Source organism: Comamonas avium, assembly GCF_014836675.1.
GTDB lineage: Bacteria > Pseudomonadota > Gammaproteobacteria > Burkholderiales > Burkholderiaceae_C > Comamonas > Comamonas avium.
Genome location: NZ_JACSQK010000012.1, coordinates 31,892 through 52,981, shown reverse-complemented (window position 1 = coordinate 52,981; position 21,090 = coordinate 31,892). Strand labels below are relative to the sequence as shown.

Sequence of the window (21,090 nt, the reverse complement as noted above, 5' to 3'; positions counted from 1 at the left end):
TCGTGATTCAAGAAAAATTGACCTGATCCCCCAGCAACTCAACAAAAAAAGGCCCGTCGCTGGAAGCTACGGGCCTTGGAAGTAGGGTGTTTTGTACGCGCGCGCTACTTGATCTGCCCGATGGACATGGTTAGTAGTAGAGCTAGCGACAGGTTTTGCATGCGGATTACTCTAGCACAGTTTTTCAAAAACAATGCTTGCGTTTTTACTTAGTGGTGCAAACCACGTTCTTCAGGCTCGTCTTTGGACGTGCTGATCACACTGGTTTGCTGGCCCTTGGCCTTGCGCATCAAATACACCACATAGCCGCTGAATCCATACAGGGCGAACACCGCAAACAGCACAGTGGGAGTGTGGATATTGACGATGGCAATACCCAGCACGATGAGCACGATGGCTGCAAACGGCACGCTGCGCTTCATGTTGAAGTCTTTGAAGCTGTAGAAAGGCACGTTGGTGACCATCGTCAAGCCCGAATACAGCGTCAAGATGAACATCACCCACATCATCTGCACCCAGGTGATCAGGCCATCTTCGCCGCGCACGACGCCGTAATCATTGAACACCCAGATAAAGCCGACCACCAAAGCAGCGGCAGCTGGCGAAGGCAGCCCCTGGAACCAGCGCTTATCCACCACCCCTGTGTTCACGTTAAAGCGCGCCAAGCGCAGTGCGGCACAAGAGCAGTACACGAACGCGGCAATCCAGCCCCAGCGCCCCAGACCTTTGAGCGCCCATTCATATGCAATCAACGCTGGAGCGACGCCAAATGACACCATATCGCACAGCGAATCCATTTGCTCGCCAAATGCACTCTGGGTGTTGGTCATCCGGGCAACACGGCCATCGAGGCTGTCGAGCACCATGGCACAGAAAACACCGATGGCGGCGAGGTCAAAGCGGCCATTCATGGCCATGACGATGGCGTAAAAGCCGCCAAACAAGGCTGCCAGTGTGAATAGATTGGGCAATATGTAAATGCCCTTGCGGCGCTTGCGAACCACTACGCCGTTATCGCCCGTATGGGCGTCATTGCTGTCATGCATGTAATGCACCTCCAGAGCGCCGCCTCTGAAAAGCCGAGGCAGCTATTAAAACCATAGTATTTTACGCAGACTGCTTTTGCATCCAGCTTGCTACCAGTGTATCGCTGTCGCCATGCCACCTGACAAATAAAAAGGCCACTGCGCTGGCAGTGGCCTTGGGCTGCAGGCCGCGCGGTGCGGCCTGCATGGTTGGCGCATTAGTTGCGGGTCTGGTCAACCAGCTTGTTCTTGGAGATCCAAGGCATCATGGCGCGCAGCTGGCCACCAACTTGCTCGATGGCGTGCTCGGCGTTTTGACGACGACGAGCTGTCATGGATGGGTAGTTCAGACGGCCTTCGCTGATGAACATCTTGGCGTATTCACCGCTCTGGATGCGCTTCAGGGCATTGCGCATGGCCTTGCGCGATTCTTCGTTGATGACTTCAGGGCCCGTCACGTACTCGCCATACTCCGCGTTGTTGGAGATGGAGTAGTTCATGTTGGCGATGCCGCCTTCGTACATCAGATCCACAATCAGCTTGAGCTCGTGCAGGCATTCAAAGTAAGCCATTTCAGGAGCGTAGCCAGCTTCGGTCAGGGTCTCAAAGCCCATCTTCACCAGCTCCACTGCACCTCCGCACAGCACGGCTTGTTCGCCGAACAGGTCAGTTTCGGTTTCTTCCTTGAAGTTGGTCTCAATGATGCCGCCCTTGCCGCCGCCATTGGCCATGGCGTAAGACAGTGCCACGTCACGCGCCTTGCCAGACTTGTCTTGGTAGATGGCGATCAAGGAAGGAACGCCGCCGCCCTTGAGGTACTCGGAACGCACAGTGTGGCCAGGGCCCTTGGGGGCCACCATGATCACGTCCACGTCGGCGCGTGGCACCACCTGGTTGTAATGCACGTTAAAGCCGTGAGCGAACGCCAAGGTAGCGCCCGACTTCATGTTGGGGGCCACATTGTTGTTGTAGACGTCAGGAATGTTCTCGTCAGGCAGCAACATCATGACCACGTCAGCAGCCTTCACGGCTTCGTTGACTTCCATGACGGTCAGGCCAGCCTTACCCACTTTGTCCCATGAAGCGCCGCCCTTGCGCAGACCCACGATGACCTTCACGCCGCTCTCGTTGAGGTTCTGAGCGTGTGCGTGGCCTTGGCTGCCGTAACCAATGATGGCAACGGTCTTGCCCTTGATCAGGCTCAGGTCACAGTCTTTGTCGTAGAAAACTTTCATGTTTGGCTCCAGTTATTTCCAGTGTGTTTATGGGGGTGAAAACGTTATTTAAAAAATCAGTGTACGCGGCAAACAGGCATCAAACGCGCAAGATACGCTCGCCACGACCAATGCCTGAGGCACCGGTGCGCACGGTTTCCAAAATCGCGGTGCGATCCAAACCTTGCAGGAACGCGTCGTTCTTGGACTGGTCCCCTGTCAGCTCAATCGTGTAGCTTTTTTCGGTCACGTCGATGATGCGGCCACGGAAGATATCCGCCATGCGCTTCATCTCCTCGCGCTCCTTGCCCACCGCACGCACCTTGACCATCATGAGCTCGCGCTCGGTGTAGGCCCCTTCGGTCAGGTCCACCACTTTCACGACTTCGATCAGGCGATTGAGGTGCTTGGTGATTTGCTCAATGATGTCATCCGAACCGGTGGTCAGGATGGTCATGCGCGACAGCGACGGGTCTTCCGTCGGTGCCACGGTGAGCGATTCAATGTTGTAGCCGCGTGCCGAGAAAAGGCCAACCACGCGCGATAAAGCACCAGGCTCGTTTTCGAGCAGCACGGCAATGATGTGTTTCATGTCCAGATCCCTCTTTTCGCTGCCCTCCCCTGCCACCGGTAAGTGACAAGCTTGGCAAACAATAGATTCGTCAAAATGAGAGCGCTTAGCGCAGAACCAGTCTGCATTTGCGCATAAAAAGACTTTGAAAACAGCCACCAGCTTGCGCTGGCAGCTTCTGTTTTTTACAAGTCGTCAGGTCCAAGCAGCATTTCCGTGATGCCCTTGCCGGCCTGCACCATGGGGAATACGTTCTCGGTGGGATCGGTGCGAAAGTCAATGAAAACACACTTGTTTTCTTCGCGGGCAATGCGACGCGCTTCAATCAAAGCAGCCTGCACCTGCGAAGGATCTTCCACCAAGATACCGGCATGGCCAAAAGCCTCGGCCAGCTTTACGAAGTCAGGCAGTGAATCCATGTAGCTGCTGGAGTAGCGGCCCGAGTATTCAATCTGCTGCCACTGGCGCACCATTCCGAGGAAACGGTTGTTCAGCGCACAGATGATCACAGGGGTGTTGTACTGGCGGCAAGTGGCCAGCTCCTGGATGTTCATCTGGATCGAGCCTTCGCCCGTGATACAGAACACTTCTGCCTGCGGCTTGGCCAGCTTGATGCCCATGGCGTATGGCAGGCCCACGCCCATGGTGCCCAGACCGCCAGAGTTGATCCAGCGACGTGGTTCATCAAAACGGTAGTACTGCGCAGCCCACATCTGGTGCTGGCCCACGTCTGACGTGACATACACGTCTTGGCCCTTGGTCATCTGGAACAGGGCATCCACCACCGCCTGGGGTTTGATCACGTCCTTGCTGGCACGGTCAAACTGCAGGCAATCTCGGCTGCGCCACGCTTCAATCTGTGTCCACCACTGTGCCAGCGCACCTTCGTCAGGCTGGGAGGTGGTTTCGCGGATCATGGCGATCAGCTCGGTGAGCACTTCTTTGACGTCGCCCACGATGGGCACATCCACCTTCACGCGCTTGGAGATGGAAGAGGGATCAATGTCGATGTGAATGATCTTGCGCTCTGCCGACATGAAGTGCTTGGGGTTACCAATCACGCGGTCGTCAAAACGTGCGCCCACGGCCAGCAGCACATCGCAGTTTTGCATGGCATTGTTGGCCTCAATCGTGCCGTGCATGCCCAGCATGCCCAGGTATTTGCTGTCGCTGGCAGGGTAAGCGCCCAGGCCCATCAAGGTGTGCGTGATGGGGTAGCCCAGCATGTCCACCAAAGCGCGCAGCTCAGGGCTTGCGTTGCTCAGCAACACGCCGCCACCGGTATAGATATAAGGGCGCTTGGCACTCAGCAGCAACTGCAATGCCTTGCGAATTTGGCCCGAGTGCCCCTTCTTTACGGGGTTGTACGAGCGCATTTCCACCGTCTGTGGATAGCTGCTGAACGCCGCTTTCTTGAAGGACACATCTTTGGGAATATCCACCACCACGGGGCCAGGGCGACCTGTGCGCGCAACGTGGAAAGCTTTTTTCATGGTGATCGCCAGATCACGCACATCCTTGACCAAGAAGTTGTGCTTGACGATGGGACGCGTAATGCCCACGGTGTCGCACTCTTGGAAGGCATCGGTGCCAATCGAGGCGGTCGAGGTCTGACCGCTGATCACCACCAATGGAATGGAATCTGTATACGCCGTGGCAATACCCGTGACAGCGTTTGTCAGGCCGGGGCCAGAGGTCACCAGCGCCACGCCCACTTCACCCGTTGCACGGGCAAAACCATCGGCGGCATGCACTGCGGCTTGCTCATGGCGCACCAGGACATGCTCAATGGTGTCTTGTTTGTACAGTGCGTCATAGATATAGAGCACAGCACCACCAGGGTAGCCCCACAGGTGTTTCACACCTTCGGCTTGCAGTGACTTGATGAGGATTTCGGCACCCATCAGCTCCTGGGTGCCTGCTTGCGAAGAGGCAGCCGCCGCATTAGCGTGCTCTGCTTTAGAAATTTCCATGATCAACCTTTGTGAATTTCTCTAACGAAAAACCTTGGGTGCCCCTCGTCCGTATCCTTGTGGGATCGTCTTAGGACTTGAGGCCAGTGGACATGAGCGATATGGTGTACGCCGGACCCTGACCCGTTTGCCTTGTTCAATTGCAAGCGTCAATTATGGCACTGCAACATATGCTTTGGTCAACGCTTTTTGGGTAGTTTGCCAACGCAATGCAATAATGAGCGTCTTTGCCGTGCGCTGCCACTCGTTACACATGTAAGCAGCTTCGCGAGATTTCGACTTACCGGGCACCCCTGTCTTGGCCACTGAACAAGAGCTATCCGACTTCCTCAAAGGCGTAGAAAAACGAGCTTTCAAGCGCTCGGTTTATCACGTCCGCGACGAAGAAGCGGCCTTGGATATCGTGCAAGACAGCATGATGAAACTGGCACAGCATTACGGCGACAAGCCAGCTGCAGAGCTGCCCATGCTGTTCCACCGGATCTTGTCCAACTGCACACTGGACTGGTTTAGACGGCAAAAAACTCGAAATGCGCTGTTTACCAATATGAGCGACCTCGCACATGGAGATGACGGCGATGACGATGGGTTTGATTGGATGCAGACTTATGCAGCCAACGAAGAAGGCGAAGCAGCACAAAGTGCAGAGGTACTCACCCAGCGCGCCCAACTGCTAAAAAGCATTGAAAATGAAATTCAATCTTTGCCCGCGCGTCAACGGGAGGCTTTCTTGCTGCGTTACTGGGAAGACATGGATGTTGCAGAAACCGCTGCGGCCATGGGTTGTTCCGAAGGCAGTGTCAAAACGCACTGCTTTAGAGCGGTTCAATCGTTGAGCAAAGCGCTCAAAGCAAAAGGAATCGAGTTATGACCACACCTTCGCACCACGATGAACTTGCGGCAGAGCAATTTGCGCGCAAGCTGACAGCGCACCTGTCCATGGCAGAAGCGGGTTTACCCTATGTGGTCACGGAACGCCTGCGTGCCTCTCGCATTCAGGCCCTGTCCATGCGCAAGCGCACCAGCGCTCCTTTGCGCGCCCCCAGCACCGAGTCTGCGGTTTCGCTCCTGGGCATTCAAAGTGACGGAACGGTGTCACTGGGTGCTTCTGGCAACAACCACGACAACACCCCGATCTGGGTACGCCGCCTGCTGACAGCCATCCCCTTGATCGCGCTGGCCGCAGCCCTTGCATTTATTGGCGCCGACCAAGACAGTCGCACTATCATTGACGTGGCTGAAGTTGATGCAGCGCTGCTGACCAGTGAACTGCCGCCTGCTGCCTATACCGACCCAGGTTTCCAGCAGTATTTGCAGACCACCGTTTCCGACACCCCTTAAACTTGCCAACTGCATGTTTCACTTTTTTGTGACTCCATGCAGTTTTACACTTGGCAATACATGCCCCTGACTGCTGACACCCCAACAACCCCTCGCACTTCCATCTTCGCCATTGCCGTGGCGTGCGTGTTGTTGTTCGGTTTTGCCGCAGTGGGGGTCTGGAGCATGGGCCAGGTGGCCATGGTGCCAAGCGCGGTCCCTCCGAGCTTGTCGGTCGAGGGAGAAAACGCTCGCAACTCCTTGACTGCGGATGCCCATTCACACCTTCGCCTCACGGCCTCGGGCCCTGCCTGGCGAGAGATTACAGAAGCACAGCGCCAAGTTCTGATGCCTTTGCGCGATCGCTGGGACACCATCGGCGCCCTTGCCAAGCGGCGCTGGCTGGTTTTGGCTGACCGTTACCCCAGCATGGACGAGTCAGAGCGCAACAAACTTGTCAGCCGCATGAATACCTGGGCCAACCTGAGCGTGCAGCAACGCAATCAGGCCCGAATCAATTTTGAGAGCACCAAGCGCCTGTCTGCACAAGAGCTCCAGTCAAAATGGGATGAATACCAGGCGCTCAGCGAAGCTGAAAGAAAACGACTGGCAGAGCAAGCGCGCAAAGCAAAGGCAGCCAAGAAATCCAAGCGCAGGCTGGCTCTTCCCCCGCCACCCAAGCCTGTCAGCCCTCCTGCCGAGCATTCCGCCGTTGCCGCCCCTGCTACGGCAACCACACACCCCGTGGCAACACCGTCAGTGGTAGAAACCATTCCGGTCTTGACACCGCAGGCGGCGCCTTCAGTGCATATCAGCCCGCTTGAGCGCAAACCCTCTGTAACGAGCCAGCCCATCTCGGCCCCTCAGGCTGCGCCCAACCTGGTTCTGCCCCCAATGCCTGCGCACACCACAGAGCCCGGTGCCGCACTGGTGCCGCACACCCCTGAGTCACATCACCCTGCCAGCCAGCAGGAGCTCTCCAAACCACCACTCATCGCACCCACGCCGGCCCAATAAAAGTGCGCCTTTTGCGATGAGGCTCTCGTTTTCTGAACCAGCCTGCATGTCTTTACCCGCCCCCGCCGCATCTGTCTCACTGCCTGCACCCAGCCTGCGCCGTCGAATGGCCTGCTGGCTCTACGAGGGTCTGCTGCTATTTGGGATCGTCTTCGTCGGCGGGCTGGTGCTTGGCAGTGCAGGTGTGCTCTTTAGCCACCCACTTTCTCCAAGCACGCTGCAAGCGATCTTGTTTTTAGTCCTTGGCTGCTACTTCGCCTGGTTCTGGAGCAAGGGGCAAACGCTGGCCATGAAAACATGGCACATCCAGGTGGTCGACAAATATGGCCGCCCTTTGACACGCATTCGAGCGCTTGCACGCTATGCGCTGACATGGTTATGGCTACTTCCCCCGCTGGCTGCTGTGAAGCCGTTTCACCTGCCGATGACCGAAGTGGCGGTGCTCACACTGGGATGGGTGGCCGTATGGGCGCTATTGAGCCGTTTTCACCCACAGCGCCAGTTTCTGCACGATCTATTGGCTGGCACACGCCTGATCGACGCCCGCACCTCGATACCGCCGGCCAAGAAGACTTCACAAGCCTGAACCCTGCTACCTCATTTAAAGACAAAGCCATGACACAGCGCCCTGCATTTTCCATTTGCGTCTATTGCGGCTCTCGCCCTGGAGAGCTCCCGGCCTATGCCGAAGCTGCGCACGCAGTAGGCACCTGGATTGGCCGGCATGGTGGTCAATTGGTCTATGGTGGCGGGCGTACCGGTCTGATGGGGGTGGTGGCTGACGCAACCAAGGCCGCTGGTGGCCGCGTGGTTGGTGTCATCCCTCAGGCATTGGTGGATAAAGAACTGGCCAATCAAGCTTGTGATGAGTTGCACATCGTGGCCAACATGCATGAGCGCAAAGCCATGATGGCAGAGCGCAGCAACGCGTTTTTGGCTTTGCCGGGCGGCATTGGCACTTTTGAAGAACTTTTTGAAGTGTGGACCTGGCGCCAGTTGGGCTATCACGACAAGCCCATTGGCATACTGAATGTGAATGGCTACTACGCCAGCATGCTCGATTTCCTGAAATCCACGGTCCAAAACGGGTTCATGGGCGCTTGGCAGATGGATTTGATTCGCACCAGTGAGAACGCTGAAGATCTGCTGAAATTTCTGGTGGAGTCTGCGGGCACGGCCCCAGAAAGCAAAAATCTGCGCGAAGTCATATAAACACTGCCGCTTCAGCTACAAAAAAAAAGCGATCTTTAAAGATCGCTTTTTTTGTGCTCACCAGCCGGCTTAAATGGCTGCGTCATCCAGATCGCCCGTGCGAATACGCACCACCTTTTCAACGGGGGTCACAAAGATCTTCCCATCACCGATCTTGCCGGTGCGTGCGGCAGTCACGATGGCATCCACACATCGGTCAGCATCTTCAGTGGCTACAGCCACTTCAATTTTCACCTTGGGCAAGAAATCCACCACGTACTCTGCACCACGGTACAGCTCGGTATGGCCTTTTTGACGGCCAAAGCCCTTGACTTCCGTCACTGTCAAACCAGTCACGCCACACTCGGCCAAGGCTTCACGTACCTCCTCGAGCTTGAACGGTTTGATGATGGCAGTAATCATTTTCATGGTGAACGCTCCAGTGGAATTTAAAACTTGATCGATTGCGTGATGGCTTGCTCTCAACCCCGAAAACCGTTGGTGATCGGGTTGCGCCAGTCTTTGCCAAAGCTGCGATGAGACAGACGAGGCCCCACGGGGGCCTGCCTGCGCTTGTATTCATTGATTCGAATGAGCCGAACCACGCGCTCGACGTTGGCACGATCATGACCAGCAGCCACAATCGCCTCAACAGACTCGTCATTTTCCATGTATCTGCCAATGATGTCGTCCAGCAAGGAATAAGGCGGCAAGCTGTCCTCATCCTTTTGGTCAGGCCTTAACTCAGCACTTGGCGGGCGCGTGATGATCCGCTCAGGAATCGGATTCAACCCGGTCCCGAACGGGTCATTGGCATTGCGCCAAAGAGCCAGTTCAAATACACGTGTTTTGAATAGATCCTTGATCACAGCAAAACCGCCAGCCATGTCACCGTACAAGGTGCAATAGCCCGTCGCCAGCTCGCTCTTGTTGCCCGTGGTTAACACAATGGAGCCGAACTTGTTGGACAGCGCCATGAGCAAAGTGCCACGAATGCGTGCTTGCAAGTTCTCTTCTGTGGTGTCTTCAGCCAGGCCGCGGAACTGGTCTGCCAAGGCTGCCTTGAATGCCTCAAACTGCGGTGCGATATCAATCACATCATGGCGTACACCCACGCGATCTGCCATTTCTTGCGCATCTTTCCAGCTGATGTCAGCGGTATAGGGCGAAGGCATCATGACGGTACGCACCCGGTCTTTGCCCAGCGCATCCACCGCAATGGCGAGCACCAAAGCAGAGTCAATCCCCCCCGACAAACCCAGCAATGCACCGGGAAAACCATTTTTTCTGACGTAATCGCGCACTGAGAGCACCAAGGCACTCCACAGATAAGCGTTGCCGCTTTGCACCAAAGCGACATCACCAGACAATTGAATCCGGTCAGCGTGCTGTTGCAGCGCAATCGTCACCAAAGCTGTTTCAAACGATGGAGCGCGTGCAGCAACTGAGCCATCCGCATTGAGCGCAAAACTGCTGCCATCAAACACCAGTTCATCTTGGCCGCCCACCATGTGGGCGTACACCACAGGCAGACCTGTTTCAGCCACTCTCTGTGCGAGAACAGCCTGCCGCTCTGCCTGCTTGCCCAAGTGATAGGGCGATGCATTCACGACGACCAGCATTTGCGCACCGGCCATCTTTGCGGCCTGCGCTGGCTCTTGCACCCATGCATCTTCACAAATCAAAACACCTATCTTGATGCCTGCCACCTCAATCAGACAAGGCTGGTGCTGCGGTGTGAAATAACGCAGCTCATCAAATACGCCGTAATTGGGGAGCGCTTGCTTGACGTAGCTGGCCTGAATGCGGCCATTGCCGATCCAGCTTGCGGTGTTTTGGCGGTGCAAAGTGCCTGCGGTCGCTTGCGTGTGCCCCACCAGCAGCGTCATGCCCGGCCATGCTTTACTGGCGTTCACAATAGATTGCAGCGCTTCATCGCTGGCTTGCTGAAACGCCGGGCGCAACAGCAAATCTTCTGCAGCGTAGCCACACAGCGCCAGCTCGGGCGTGATCAGCAGCTTTGCGCCTTGCGCATGAGCGTCTCGTGCAGCTTCAATGATTTTTTGCGCGTTACCGCTCAGATCGCCCACCAAGAAGTTGAGCTGTGCAATACAAATGGATGTGATCATGAAAAGAAGGGCCCACAAGGCCTAAGCGCGATCAGCAGTTGCTCAATGGTATGCCACCGGCTCAGCTCGCGTAAGCGTCAATTATCACCTTCTCGGCCGTGCCCTTCTCACATGTAATGAGAAGCCTCGGACATGCATATAAAAAAGCCGCATTGCAAAGCAACGCGGCTGGAGTTTGGCGCACACATTCACTATTCAGAAGCTTTCCCACTGATCTTCCTGCGCAGCTTCATCGTGTCTGGCGGACTGGACAGGCTTGGTCACAGCCCTGGCTGGAGCCACAGGCTTGCGCGCCGTTTTTTCTGCAGTGGCCGCGCTGCGCACCGACACCCCAGGGCTGCCTCGATTGGGCTGCGGCGCACTGCGCATCAATGGGTCGCTTTTTCTTGCAGCAGGCATGGGCTGTGCTCGACTGTCGAGCTTGAATACAGCCACTGCGTCCACCAGATCTTGCGCCTGTTTGCGCAGGCTGTCTGCCGCGGCTGCGCTCTCTTCCACCAGAGCGGCATTTTGCTGGGTGGTCTGATCCATCTGAGTGACAGCTTCGCCCACTTGTGCCACCCCCTGACTTTGCTCACTGCTGGCCGCACTGATTTCTCCAACGATGTCAGTCACTCTGCGGATAGAAGTGACTACCTCATTCATGGTGCTACCCGCTTTGTCAACCAGCATGCTGCCTTGCTCAACACGCTCGACGCTATCGGTAATCAGGCTCTTGATCTCTTTGGCTGCCTCAGCGCTGCGCTGCGCCAAGTTACGCACTTCACCGGCTACCACCGCAAACCCCCTGCCTTGCTCGCCTGCTCGAGCAGCTTCCACTGCAGCATTGAGCGCCAGGATATTGGTTTGAAACGCTATGGAGTCGATCACACCAATGATGTCGGCAATTTTTCGACTGCTTTCGTTGATACCACGCATGGTATCGACCACCCGCCCAACCACCTCGCCACCTTGCAAAGCAACGCTAGATGCATTCAGCGCCAGTTGATTGGCTTGGCGGGCGTTATCCGCATTCTGGCGCACGGTAGAACCGAGCTCCTCCATAGATGCAGCCGTTTGCTCCAATGCACTGGCCTGCTCTTCGGTACGGCTCGATAAATCCGTATTTCCCATCGCAATCTGATGACTGGCTGAAGCCACGCCTTCCGCCCCTGTGCGGACGTTGTGAACCGTTTGAACCAAACTTGCCTGCATGCGCTGCAATGCTGCCAGCAGCAAACCCAGTTCATCTTGGCTGCGGATATCAATCTTTGCCGTCAAATCACCTTCTGCCACTTGGTTGGCAACCTCTATCGCACTGTGCAAAGGCCGCTGAATGGAGCGGATGATCCATATTGCCGCGGCAATCGCGAGGGCCACTGCAAGCCCCCCGGCAATGGCCAAGATCGCCAACGCTCGGTCGTAGACACGCTTTGCAGCAGCCACTTCATCGGCGGATTGCTGGTTCTTGATAGCAATAATGCTGGCCAGGGTCTTTGATGATGTATTGAAAAGCTCCAAAGAACGTCCACCCAGAACTTCTCGCGCTTTTTCTGCATCTCCAGATCGTGAGGTAACAAACAGAACCTCCATGAGCTTCACATATTCCTTGCGCTCTGCCAGCAGCTCTTCGTAGGTTTCTCTCTCTTTATCTGAATTAATCAGTGGAACGTATTCTTTTTTTATTGCATCCATTTCGGATTGCAGAGTTTTCATTTCATTTTCAATATTTTCCTTGTAGCTGACTGCATCGTTAAAAACATGCCGCAACTCAAGCAACCGCGCCTTGACCAGATCAGTATTCAAACGGTTGATCAACTGCACGCTGACTAAAATATTTTCCGTAATGTGTGTCTGCGTTTTTTGCATGGATGAAAGCTGCATTGCAGCCACACCGGCAATCATTAATAACGCAGCGACAAGCAGCGTAAATGCTGCAGATAAACGCGTTGAGATTTTAAGATTTTTCACGACTCCCTCTCTTGAGCACATTCAATGCACTGCAAATAGACCAATGAATCGACCTTGCCAGCACAGCCTAATTAAATTTTCAATTACAAAAAATTACCAATCATCTACCTTCTGCTTGGCGAAGCAATAAACACGCCACATGTCATCACCGCACCTACAAAAAAAAACACCCCATGCCGACGGAATGGGGTGTTTCTTTTTGTACTGCTGAAATTAATGCGTCAGAAGGTTTCCCAGTTTTCTTCTTCTTTTGCAGAAATCTGATTGAGGCTTTTCTGTGGCTGCTGCGCTGCCAACTTAGGCTGTGCACTGGCCTTGGACAAAGGGCTGCTGTCAGCGCGGACAGGTTGTGCCACCACCGCTTCCAACTTGGTGTGCACAGCAGCAGGGGCCAGTGGTGCTGCTGCAAAGGTCTGCTTGACCTTGAAGCTTGAGACCGCCTCAACCAGTTCCTGGGCTTGTCGCTTCAGCCCTTCGGCCGCTGCCGCGCTCTCTTCCACCAAGGCCGCGTTTTGTTGCGTGGTCTGGTCCATCTGCGCAACAGCGTCACTGACCTGACCCACTCCCTGGCTTTGCTCTTTGCTGGCTGCGCTGATTTCGCCCACCAGATCAGACACTTGACCAATGGCTGTCACCACCTCGTTCATGGTTGCACCCGCCTGTGCGACCAGGCTTGAGCCCTGCGCTACGCGCTGTACGCTCTCACCGATCAAATGCTTGATCTCCTTGGCGGCATCAGCGCTGCGCCCTGCCAGGGCTCGGACCTCGCCAGCCACCACGGCAAAACCACGCCCCTGCTCTCCGGCACGTGCCGCTTCCACAGCGGCGTTCAGCGCCAAGATGTTGGTTTGAAAGGCAATGCTGTCAATCACACCAATAATGTCTGCAATTTTTTGGCTGCTGGTATCAATGTCCTTAATGGTGCTCACCACCTGCCCGACCACCACGCCGCCACGCGCAGCCACCGTTGACGCATTGATCGCCAATTGGTTGGCCTGCAAGGCGCTGTCCGCGTTATGGCGCACCGTAGAAGACATTTGCTCCATCGAAGCCGCCGTCTGTTGCAGGGCGCTGGCCTGCTCTTCGGTGCGGCTGGATAAATCCGTATTGCCCATCGCAATCTGCTCACTGGACATGGCGACACCATCCGCATTGCTGCGGACACGGCTCACCACCCTCTCCAGGTTATTGCGCATGGTGGCCAGCTCCTGCAGCAAGCCGCCCATCTCATCGCGTCCACCCAGAGGAATTTCTTGGGTAAGGTCGCCTTCAGAAATACTGCGTGCAGCACGCACTGCCTGCTTGGCGGGCACGGTCACGGCACGGGCAATCAGCCAGCCCAAGACTGCGGCTACCACTGCACTGAGCACCATTCCCGCCAGCACCCAGACCACGGCAAACTGAAAGCTGCGGGTCACATCTTGTTTGGCTGTATCTGCATGCGCACGACTGAGCGCAGCCAGTTGACCCAGCCCTTCTACCAACGGAACAAAAATGGGCTCCGCGGTGCCTACATAAAAATTGGTCACTGCATCGCCCAGCAACAGATCGCCATCCTGCACGCTGTAGTCTTTGTCACGCGCCAGCTTTAGAAAATTCTGTTGCTCCGCCAGAAATTGCTGGCGTAATTTCTGATAGTGCTCCATCAGCTGTCGCTCTTGCGCATCTCGCTGCAACGCTTCAAAGCTGCGCTCGTTGGCTTGAATCTCTTCCAGAATTTTCTGAATCTGCGCAACGTAGCCTTCTACTTCTGCCACGCTGTTCACATTCAAAATACCTGCCTCAGCGCGGCGCAATCGATTCCACAAAGTCCGCAGGTTCCCGACGTCCACCACGCTGGGCATCGCATGCTGCACAACAGCTTGTGTGCTGGCATCCATCTGACGCATCTGCCACAGAGAAATGGAACCTAAAGCCAGTGTCAGGCAAGTTACCAACGCAAAGCCAAGGCCCACTTTAGAAGCCATGCGCATATTCGCCAAAAACATTTCTTCTCCCTGAAAGTCTGGCGAGGCAGGCAAAAAAAAATGCAGGCCCCGCGATAGGACCTGCACATTAACAAAGATTTACAGAGTTTTGAAAATAAATCGGCAAAACAAGCGTTTCACCAAAGCATTTTTTTAAGCCTTGTTGTAGTTAGCGATGCCGTCCGTGATTTCCTTCTTGGCTTCATCAATGCCCTTCCAGCCTTGGATCTTCACCCACTTGCCCTTTTCCAGATCCTTGTAGTGTTCGAAGAAGTGCTGGATTTGGTTCAGGGTCAGCTCATGCACGTCGGCCAGAGTTTCAATCTTGTCGTAGGCAGGCAAAATCTTCTTGGTGGGCACTGCCAGCACCTTGCCGTCTACGCCACCGTCGTCTTCCATCAGCAAAATGCCGATAGCACGGCAAGGCACGACCACGCCTGTAGGCAATGGGAAGGGAGTCATGACCAGCACGTCCACGGGGTCACCGTCACCCGCCAAAGTCTGGGGCACATAACCGTAGTTCACGGGGTAGTGCATGGCGGTGCCCATGAAACGGTCCACAAACACGCAGCCCGATTCTTTGTCCACTTCGTACTTCACAGGGTCGGAGTTGGCGGCAATCTCGATCACGACATTGAAAGTTTCGGGGGCGTTCTTGCCAGGAGTCAGTTTTTCGAAGGACATGGTGGTTAGTCAGGTTGTGAAACGGAACATTCCCGTTAGAGGGAAAACCTGACGATTTTAGAGCCATGCCCTTGCTCGCTTCTTTCAAACCCCATGAATATCCGCGCAACGCTCAGCTTACAAGGCAGCACTGGCGGTATGGCGCACGGGGCCTGAGCGCTGCTCAATGGCGTGCTGCACCTCTTTGCGCAACCCCAGAACAAAGCCCATTTCGGCCAGAACGAAGAGCGGGCCAATCAGTAAACCCACAACATCGTCCATAAAAGCGGGTTTGCGGCCTTCCCAGTAGTGGCCCACAAACTGAATCACCCAGCCCACAATAAACAGTCCAGCACCCCACGCCAGCCACAGGCCTGTGCTTTGTGCTGCCAGCCATACACTCACCGAGAGCATCAGTCCCAGCACGACAGCCAGCGCAATGCCATAGCGTGTATCCAGCAACATGTAATACACCGAGGCAGCCAGCGCCGCCAGCACGGCGGGGCTGATGACCATGCCGCTGTCACCCAGCACCCACGCGGGGCGCGACAGCAAGATGACAACGGCAAACAAAATCATGGGTACCCCCACAAAATGCGTGAGGATGTTGCGCCCGTCGCGGTGGTAAGCCGCGTACTGAGAGAGTTGATCGACCAAAGTTTTCATCAAGGCCTCCGAAGCACAGCTAAGACCATTGCATGGTCAATCGCCAGCCACAACCTGTCTACAGGGCTTGCCCTATACAAAATCAATAGCTGCCAACGCTTATAAATCAAGAGACCCAAGCCAATTAAAAACCTAGAAACCGTAATTTATGCGACTGACACCTGCGGCGCACCTGATCACAATTGCGTGACCACCAAGTCAGCGCCAAATTTAGCCAGCCATTGCACTTGCAAAGTGCTGGATAGATAAGCACTGGCAGCTCTAGAAATAAAAGCATATGCCCCTGTCTCAGCCCACTATCGCACGCACCCCTCAGCACATTCGCCAAGTTAATTACCGCAGCTTTGAACGTGAAGATGGCTTGTGGGACATCGAAGCCGAGCTGCTGGATACCAAAGCCATCGACTTGCCACGCCCCAATGGCGAAGGGATTCGCAAAGCCGGTGACCCCATCCACCATATGCTGATTCGAGTCACCGTCAACACAAAGCTGGTGGTGCAAGCGATTGAGGCCACCATGCAAGCCCACCCTGTACAAGGCTGCCCAGCGGCACTGGATGCCATGCAGCGCATGGTGGGCTGCAGCATGGCCCGTGGATGGCGCAAGGCCATCGAAACCAATTTGGCGGGCATCACGGGCTGCACCCACATGCGCGAGTTGCTCAACAACATGGCCACAGCCACATTCCAGAGCATTGTCTCGGCCTTCAGCACCACCCCTGACCAGCCCCCGGCTTACCTGGGGCGCTGTACAGGCTGGAGTTTTAATGGCCCCGCCGTCATGCAGTACTACCCGCAGTTTGCTGGTTGGCACATTCCAGATGGCAAAGGCCCAGCCCTTGCCCCGCAGGCCATTGCAAGTACAGAAAAATAAGCACCATCCTGCGCTACGCACCATTTAGCAATCCCCGCAGGCAGCATTGCTGCCCGCCTTGGGGCACAATCTCGCTCCTATGGTTGATCGCATAATCCCTTTGGTTGAACAAAGGTATGGAGTTCTTCAAGCGCCGTTAAACACACTGCCAAGTACTCCTAGTGGGCACTTGCTGGATCAGCGTGCGCGGCCTTTGCACGATTTGCGCATCAGCGTCACAGACCGCTGCAATTTCCGCTGTGCGTATTGCATGCCCAAGGATGTCTTTAGCAAAGATTACCCTTACCTGCCACACCAGGCACTGCTCAGTTTTGAAGAAATTACCCGCCTGGCGCGCCTCTTTACGGCCCATGGTGTGCGCAAGTTGCGCCTGACAGGGGGCGAGCCCCTGCTGCGCAAAGATCTGGATCGACTGATTGCCCAGCTGGCAGCACTGCGCACCCCTGAAGGTGATGCGCTAGACATCACGCTCACCACCAATGGATCTCTTTTGCGGCGCAAGGCCCTGCAACTCAAAAAGGCAGGCCTCAAACGCGTCACAGTCAGTCTGGATGGACTGGACGATGCCATCTTTCGCAGCATGAACGATGTGGATTTTCCCGTGGCAGATGTGCTGGACGGCATTGACGCTGCGCGCGAAGCGGGCCTGTCTGACATCAAGGTCAACATGGTGGTCAAGCGCAGCACCAACGTCGATCAAATCCTGCCCATGGCGCGCCATTTCCGGGGCTCCGGCGTGACGCTGCGCTTTATCGAATACATGGACGTCGGTGCCACCAATGGCTGGTGCATGGACGAAGTTTTGCCCTCTGCCGAAGTCGTCAAACTGCTGCACGCCGAAATGCCACTGGTACAGCTGGAGCCGACTTCGCTTGGTGAAACCGCCAAGCGCTGGGGCTACGCAGGTGCTGACGGCAAACACGATGCATCGCTGGGCGAAATCGGTGTCATCAGCAGCGTGACCCAGGCGTTTTGCGGTGACTGCAGCCGTGCACGCCTGTCAACCGAAGGCCGTCTGTACCTGTGCCTGTTTGCAGACAAAGGCTGGGATTTGCGCCAATTGCTGCGCACCGATGCAGATGACGCAACCATCAGCAACGCGATTGCCCACATCTGGGGGCAGCGCACTGACCGCTACTCTGAGCTGCGCGCCAGCCTGCCCGCAGAATCGGCACAAGGGCGTAAACGTGTGGAAATGAGCTACATCGGCGGATAAGCCCGATTTCTCACGCCATACTTTGTGCCTGTTTAAAGCGTCCGAGGCACACAGCAACATGATTTTTTCACAAGACATCACCGGCCTGGTACTGGCGGGTGGCCGTGGCAGCCGCATGGGTGGTGTGGACAAAGGCTTGCAGACCTTCCAGGGCCAGCCACTGGCCCTGCACGCTTTACAGCGCTTGCAGCCCCAGGTTGGGCCCTGCATGCTGAACGCCAACCGCCACCTGGATACCTACCAAAGCTTTGGCGTCCCCGTACATGCAGATGTACTGCCGGGCTATGCCGGCCCCTTGGCCGGTTTTTTGACAGGCCTGACTTACTGCAGCACACCATGGCTGCTCACCGTGCCTTGCGACAGCCCTTGCTTTCCTCTGGACCTGGCCCAGCGCATGGCCCAAGCAGCAGTGCATGCGCAGGCCACCATCGTTCTTGCGGCAGGCCCGCAAGCGGGCCGTGACGGCGCAGTCAGCGTGCGCCCCCAGCCGGTATTTGCATTGCTGCACCGCAACCTGCTGCCCAGTCTGCAAACCTTTGTGCAAGAAGGCGGCAGCAAGATTGACACCTGGACGCAGCAACACCCCCACGCGCTGTGTCGCTTTGATCAAGCCAGCGATGATGCACAGGCTTTTGCCAACGCCAACACTTTGCAAGAATTGCACATGCTGCAGGGGCAAACGGCTTTAGATTGACAATCATAGTCCGCTGCAGCCTCCCCCTGCACTGACACACTGCCAACACGAACAACAGGAGACTTCCATGGCTTTTGCGACCGCTTTCACCGACCCGGCCCCCGCACCGGAAGACCTGGCCGATTTACCCGGCACCGTGGCGGTGGAATTTGGCGTGGACTGGTGCCCGCACTGCCAGGCCGCGCAGCCTGTCTTCCGTGGCGCCCTGCAAGACAGGCGCGATATCACGCACATCAAAATCGAAGACGGCCCCGGCCGTAAGCTAGGGCGCCACTTCAAGGTCAAGCTGTGGCCCACGCTGGTGGTCCTGCGCAACGGCCAGGAAATTGGTCGCACCACACGCCCCCAGTCCATACAGGAAGTCGAAGAACAACTTCCTGTGGCGATCTAGCCATATTTCCCCCTCAAAGCAGAGGCTCTATATAGAGCCTCTTTTTTTATGGGTTGCACATTATTTTTTGTACACCATTGCAGTGCTTCAGCAGTCAGGCATTAAATCAGGTCAATCAATTCAATGAAATCACGGTGTTATCGGTGAAAAGCTAATTTAATTTAATAATTGAGATTAACTTGAGTTAACAAACAGACTCGTACGTAGTATCACAAGCGTTCGCCACATCCATAAAAATAACAATCACCCCCTCTAAGCAATGGAGGTGGAATGCTAAATAGAGATTTGAGAGACATATTGGCTGGCATTTTTGTCAGCATCGTGGGGCTATTTTTCGCCCTTGTGGGAACCAACTACAACTTTGGGACTGCCAGTCGCATGGGACCGGGCTATATGCCGGTGGTTTTAGGATGGATTTTATTTATCCTGGGTGTTTTGATCATGATTCCCGCCTTTTTCCGAAAAGGCGAACGCATTGAGGTGCACTGGGACAGTTTGCTGGCAGCAACGGTGTCTCTGGTCGTCTTTGCTTTCATACTCAATACGCTGGGTGTGTTTTTGAGCACCATTATTTCGGTCTTGATTGCCAGCATTCCTAAACGCATGCATTTTGGTGTCCGCGGCATCATTGCCATTTCCATCGCAGTTATTACCTGCCTGATTTTTATTGCAGGTTTGGAAATGTCTGTCTCACTGTTCCCGACGCTGTAAAAAATGGAATTATTTGACAACCTGTTGCTGGGGTTTCAGGTCGCATCAGACCCCACCATTCTCTGGTACTGCTTTTTTGGCGTGTTCTTAGGCACCGCAGTGGGCGTGCTGCCTGGCATTGGTGCGCTGGCGGCCATCTCGCTGCTGCTGCCCATGACGTACCACATGTCACCCACTGCCGCCATCGTGATGCTGGCCGGGGTGTACTACGGTGCCCAGTACGGGGGCTCCACGGCCTCCATCTTGATGAACCTGCCCGGTGGACCGGCCTCCGCCGTCACCTGTCTGGACGGCTACCCGATGGCACGCAAAGGCAAAGCCGGGATTGCGCTGTTCATCACCACCATTGCCTCACTGTTTGGCGCCATGATTGGCCTGGTGTTGCTGGTGCTGTTCTCGCCAGCAATTGCCGAAGTGGGCCTGAAGTTCGGCCCCGCTGAGCTGTTTTCCATGATGGTCATGGGCCTGGTGGCAGCCTCATCCATGGGCACAGGCTCGCCCATCAAGGGCTTGGCCATGGTGGTCATGGGTGTGTTGCTGGGCATGGTGGGCACCGACGTGAACTCTGGCGCTGCACGCTTTACCATGGACATTCCAGAGCTGATGGACGGCATCAATCTGGTGGCTCTGGCCATGGGCCTGTTTGGCGTGGCCGAAGTGGTGCGTGGCATTCACGGTCAGGACGAGACGCAAAAAATCGAGAAGGTGACTTTGCGCTCCATGATCCCTACCAAGCAAGAGATGAACCGCTCCTACCCGGCCATGCTGCGTGGCTCGGCACTGGGTTCTGCACTGGGGGCACTGCCAGGCGTAGGCCCGTCGATTGCTGCCTTCATGGCGTATGCGATTGAGAAAAAGGTGGCCAAGAACCCCGCTGAGTTTGGCCAGGGCGCTGTGCAAGGTATTTCTGCACCGGAGTCGGCCAACAATGCCGCTGCACAGACCGCGTTTGTGCCGTCGCTGTCTCTGGGCATTCCGGGTGATGCGGTAATGGCCATCATGCTCGGTGCGCTGATCATTCACGGCATTCAGCCCGGCCCCATGCTGATCAATGAGCAGCCTGAAATGTTCTGGGGACTGGTGGTGAGTTTCTTCATTGGCAACATCATGCTGGTGCTGCTGAACATTCCCACCATCGGGATCTGGGTGTCGCTGCTGCGCATTCCCTTCACCTGGCTGTACCCTGCCATTTTGGTCTTTGTGGCGCTCGGCGTGTACAGCGTCAACAACAACCACTTTGACATTTACATGGTGGCGGTGCTGGGTGTGGTGGGTTACCTGTTCATGCTGCTGCGGTTTGAAGCGGCCCCCCTGCTGCTGGGCTACATTCTGGGGCCGATGGTGGAAGAGAACCTGCGCCGCGCCCTGCTGCTGTCGCGCGGTGACCCCTCCATCTTTGTAGACCGCCCCATCAGCGCTACGCTGCTGGCCATCACGGTGCTGATGCTGAGCTGGACGATGTTCAAGTTTTTGCAGCGCTCGCTACGTAGAAGACACATCCCATAAGCTGCATAACTT

21 protein-coding genes are annotated in these 21,090 nt (G+C 55.7%); 11 read left to right on the top strand and 10 right to left on the bottom strand.

The genetic code is table 11. The annotated features are described in order from the left end of the window. Positions 1–209: 209 nt before the first annotated feature. The 4 genes from pssA to H9646_RS18045 all read right to left on the bottom strand — a co-directional run bounded on the left by pssA (position 210) and on the right by H9646_RS18045 (position 4,783). On the bottom strand, positions 210–1,046 hold the full coding sequence (gene pssA / locus H9646_RS18060; RefSeq protein WP_191724788.1) for a CDP-diacylglycerol--serine O-phosphatidyltransferase: 837 nt from the start codon (positions 1,044–1,046) through the stop codon (positions 210–212). Positions 1,047–1,243: 197 nt separating this feature from the next. Further along, entirely contained in the window at positions 1,244–2,260 is a 1,017-nt protein-coding gene (gene ilvC, locus H9646_RS18055) for a ketol-acid reductoisomerase (RefSeq protein ID WP_191724787.1), read from the bottom strand. A 79-nt stretch (positions 2,261–2,339) separates the two neighbouring features. Beyond that, on the bottom strand, positions 2,340–2,831 hold the full coding sequence (gene ilvN, locus H9646_RS18050; RefSeq protein ID WP_191724786.1) for an acetolactate synthase small subunit: 492 nt from the start codon (positions 2,829–2,831) through the stop codon (positions 2,340–2,342). A gap of 164 nt (positions 2,832–2,995) precedes the next feature. Further along, positions 2,996–4,783, bottom strand: coding sequence for an acetolactate synthase 3 catalytic subunit (locus H9646_RS18045; RefSeq protein ID WP_191724785.1), 1,788 nt, complete (start codon positions 4,781–4,783; stop codon positions 2,996–2,998). A 298-nt stretch (positions 4,784–5,081) separates the two neighbouring features. On the opposite strand from H9646_RS18045, the gene H9646_RS18040 reads away from it, so the two are divergent. Genes H9646_RS18040 through H9646_RS18020 form a run of 5 tightly spaced genes read left to right on the top strand, consistent with a single transcriptional unit; the run spans position 5,082 to position 8,332 of the window. Continuing rightward, positions 5,082–5,654 (top strand): RNA polymerase sigma factor, encoded by a 573-nt coding sequence (locus tag H9646_RS18040; protein WP_191724784.1) that lies wholly within the window; start codon positions 5,082–5,084, stop codon positions 5,652–5,654. Further along, entirely contained in the window at positions 5,651–6,124 is a 474-nt protein-coding gene (locus tag H9646_RS18035) for a DUF3619 family protein (protein WP_191724783.1), read from the top strand. The genes H9646_RS18040 and H9646_RS18035 overlap by 4 nt, the downstream gene beginning before the upstream one ends. Positions 6,125–6,160: 36 nt before the next feature. Continuing rightward, positions 6,161–7,120 (top strand): DUF3106 domain-containing protein, encoded by a 960-nt coding sequence (locus H9646_RS18030; protein ID WP_191724782.1) that lies wholly within the window; start codon positions 6,161–6,163, stop codon positions 7,118–7,120. Between the two features lie 46 nt (positions 7,121–7,166). Next, positions 7,167–7,706, top strand: a complete 540-nt coding sequence (locus H9646_RS18025; protein ID WP_225214321.1) for an RDD family protein — start codon at positions 7,167–7,169, stop codon at positions 7,704–7,706. 29 nt (positions 7,707–7,735) lie between these two features. Next, positions 7,736–8,332 carry an LOG family protein gene (locus H9646_RS18020; protein WP_191724780.1) on the top strand — a complete coding sequence of 199 codons (597 nt, stop codon included), beginning with the start codon at positions 7,736–7,738 and terminating at the stop codon, positions 8,330–8,332. A gap of 69 nt (positions 8,333–8,401) precedes the next feature. Here the strand turns inward: H9646_RS18020 and H9646_RS18015 are convergent, their stop codons facing one another. The 6 genes from H9646_RS18015 to H9646_RS17990 form a co-directional block, all read right to left on the bottom strand. After that, a complete protein-coding gene (locus H9646_RS18015; RefSeq protein WP_191724779.1) occupies positions 8,402–8,740 on the bottom strand; it encodes a P-II family nitrogen regulator in 339 nt (112 codons plus the stop codon). 53 nt (positions 8,741–8,793) lie between these two features. Next, positions 8,794–10,440: an NAD+ synthase gene (locus H9646_RS18010; RefSeq protein ID WP_191724778.1), complete on the bottom strand. Its 1,647-nt coding sequence runs from the start codon at positions 10,438–10,440 to the stop codon at positions 8,794–8,796. Positions 10,441–10,635: 195 nt separating this feature from the next. After that, the gene (locus tag H9646_RS18005; protein ID WP_191724777.1) at positions 10,636–12,390 is read right to left on the bottom strand and encodes a methyl-accepting chemotaxis protein; all 1,755 of its coding nucleotides are present in this window, start codon (positions 12,388–12,390) and stop codon (positions 10,636–10,638) included. 221 nt (positions 12,391–12,611) lie between these two features. Then, positions 12,612–14,378, bottom strand: a complete 1,767-nt coding sequence (locus tag H9646_RS18690; protein WP_191724776.1) for a methyl-accepting chemotaxis protein — start codon at positions 14,376–14,378, stop codon at positions 12,612–12,614. Between the two features lie 132 nt (positions 14,379–14,510). Continuing rightward, entirely contained in the window at positions 14,511–15,041 is a 531-nt protein-coding gene (gene ppa / locus H9646_RS17995; RefSeq protein WP_191724775.1) for an inorganic diphosphatase, read from the bottom strand. A 117-nt stretch (positions 15,042–15,158) separates the two neighbouring features. Continuing rightward, on the bottom strand, positions 15,159–15,686 hold the full coding sequence (locus tag H9646_RS17990) for an Mpo1 family 2-hydroxy fatty acid dioxygenase (protein ID WP_191724774.1): 528 nt from the start codon (positions 15,684–15,686) through the stop codon (positions 15,159–15,161). 277 nt (positions 15,687–15,963) lie between these two features. Between H9646_RS17990 and H9646_RS17985 the strand changes: the two genes are divergently transcribed. The 6 genes from H9646_RS17985 to H9646_RS17960 all read left to right on the top strand — a co-directional run bounded on the left by H9646_RS17985 (position 15,964) and on the right by H9646_RS17960 (position 21,078). Beyond that, a complete protein-coding gene (locus H9646_RS17985) occupies positions 15,964–16,560 on the top strand; it encodes a DUF2889 domain-containing protein (RefSeq protein ID WP_191724773.1) in 597 nt (198 codons plus the stop codon). Between the two features lie 79 nt (positions 16,561–16,639). Continuing rightward, positions 16,640–17,776, top strand: a complete 1,137-nt coding sequence (gene moaA, locus H9646_RS17980) for a GTP 3',8-cyclase MoaA (protein WP_191724772.1) — start codon at positions 16,640–16,642, stop codon at positions 17,774–17,776. Between the two features lie 58 nt (positions 17,777–17,834). Beyond that, positions 17,835–18,470 carry a molybdenum cofactor guanylyltransferase MobA gene (gene mobA, locus H9646_RS17975; RefSeq protein ID WP_191724771.1) on the top strand — a complete coding sequence of 212 codons (636 nt, stop codon included), beginning with the start codon at positions 17,835–17,837 and terminating at the stop codon, positions 18,468–18,470. A gap of 67 nt (positions 18,471–18,537) precedes the next feature. Continuing rightward, positions 18,538–18,861 (top strand): thioredoxin family protein, encoded by a 324-nt coding sequence (locus tag H9646_RS17970; RefSeq protein ID WP_191724770.1) that lies wholly within the window; start codon positions 18,538–18,540, stop codon positions 18,859–18,861. Positions 18,862–19,131: 270 nt separating this feature from the next. Further along, positions 19,132–19,572: a tripartite tricarboxylate transporter TctB family protein gene (locus H9646_RS17965; RefSeq protein ID WP_191724769.1), complete on the top strand. Its 441-nt coding sequence runs from the start codon at positions 19,132–19,134 to the stop codon at positions 19,570–19,572. Positions 19,573–19,575: 3 nt separating this feature from the next. Further along, on the top strand, positions 19,576–21,078 hold the full coding sequence (locus H9646_RS17960) for a tripartite tricarboxylate transporter permease (RefSeq protein ID WP_191724768.1): 1,503 nt from the start codon (positions 19,576–19,578) through the stop codon (positions 21,076–21,078). Positions 21,079–21,090: the final 12 nt, after the last annotated feature.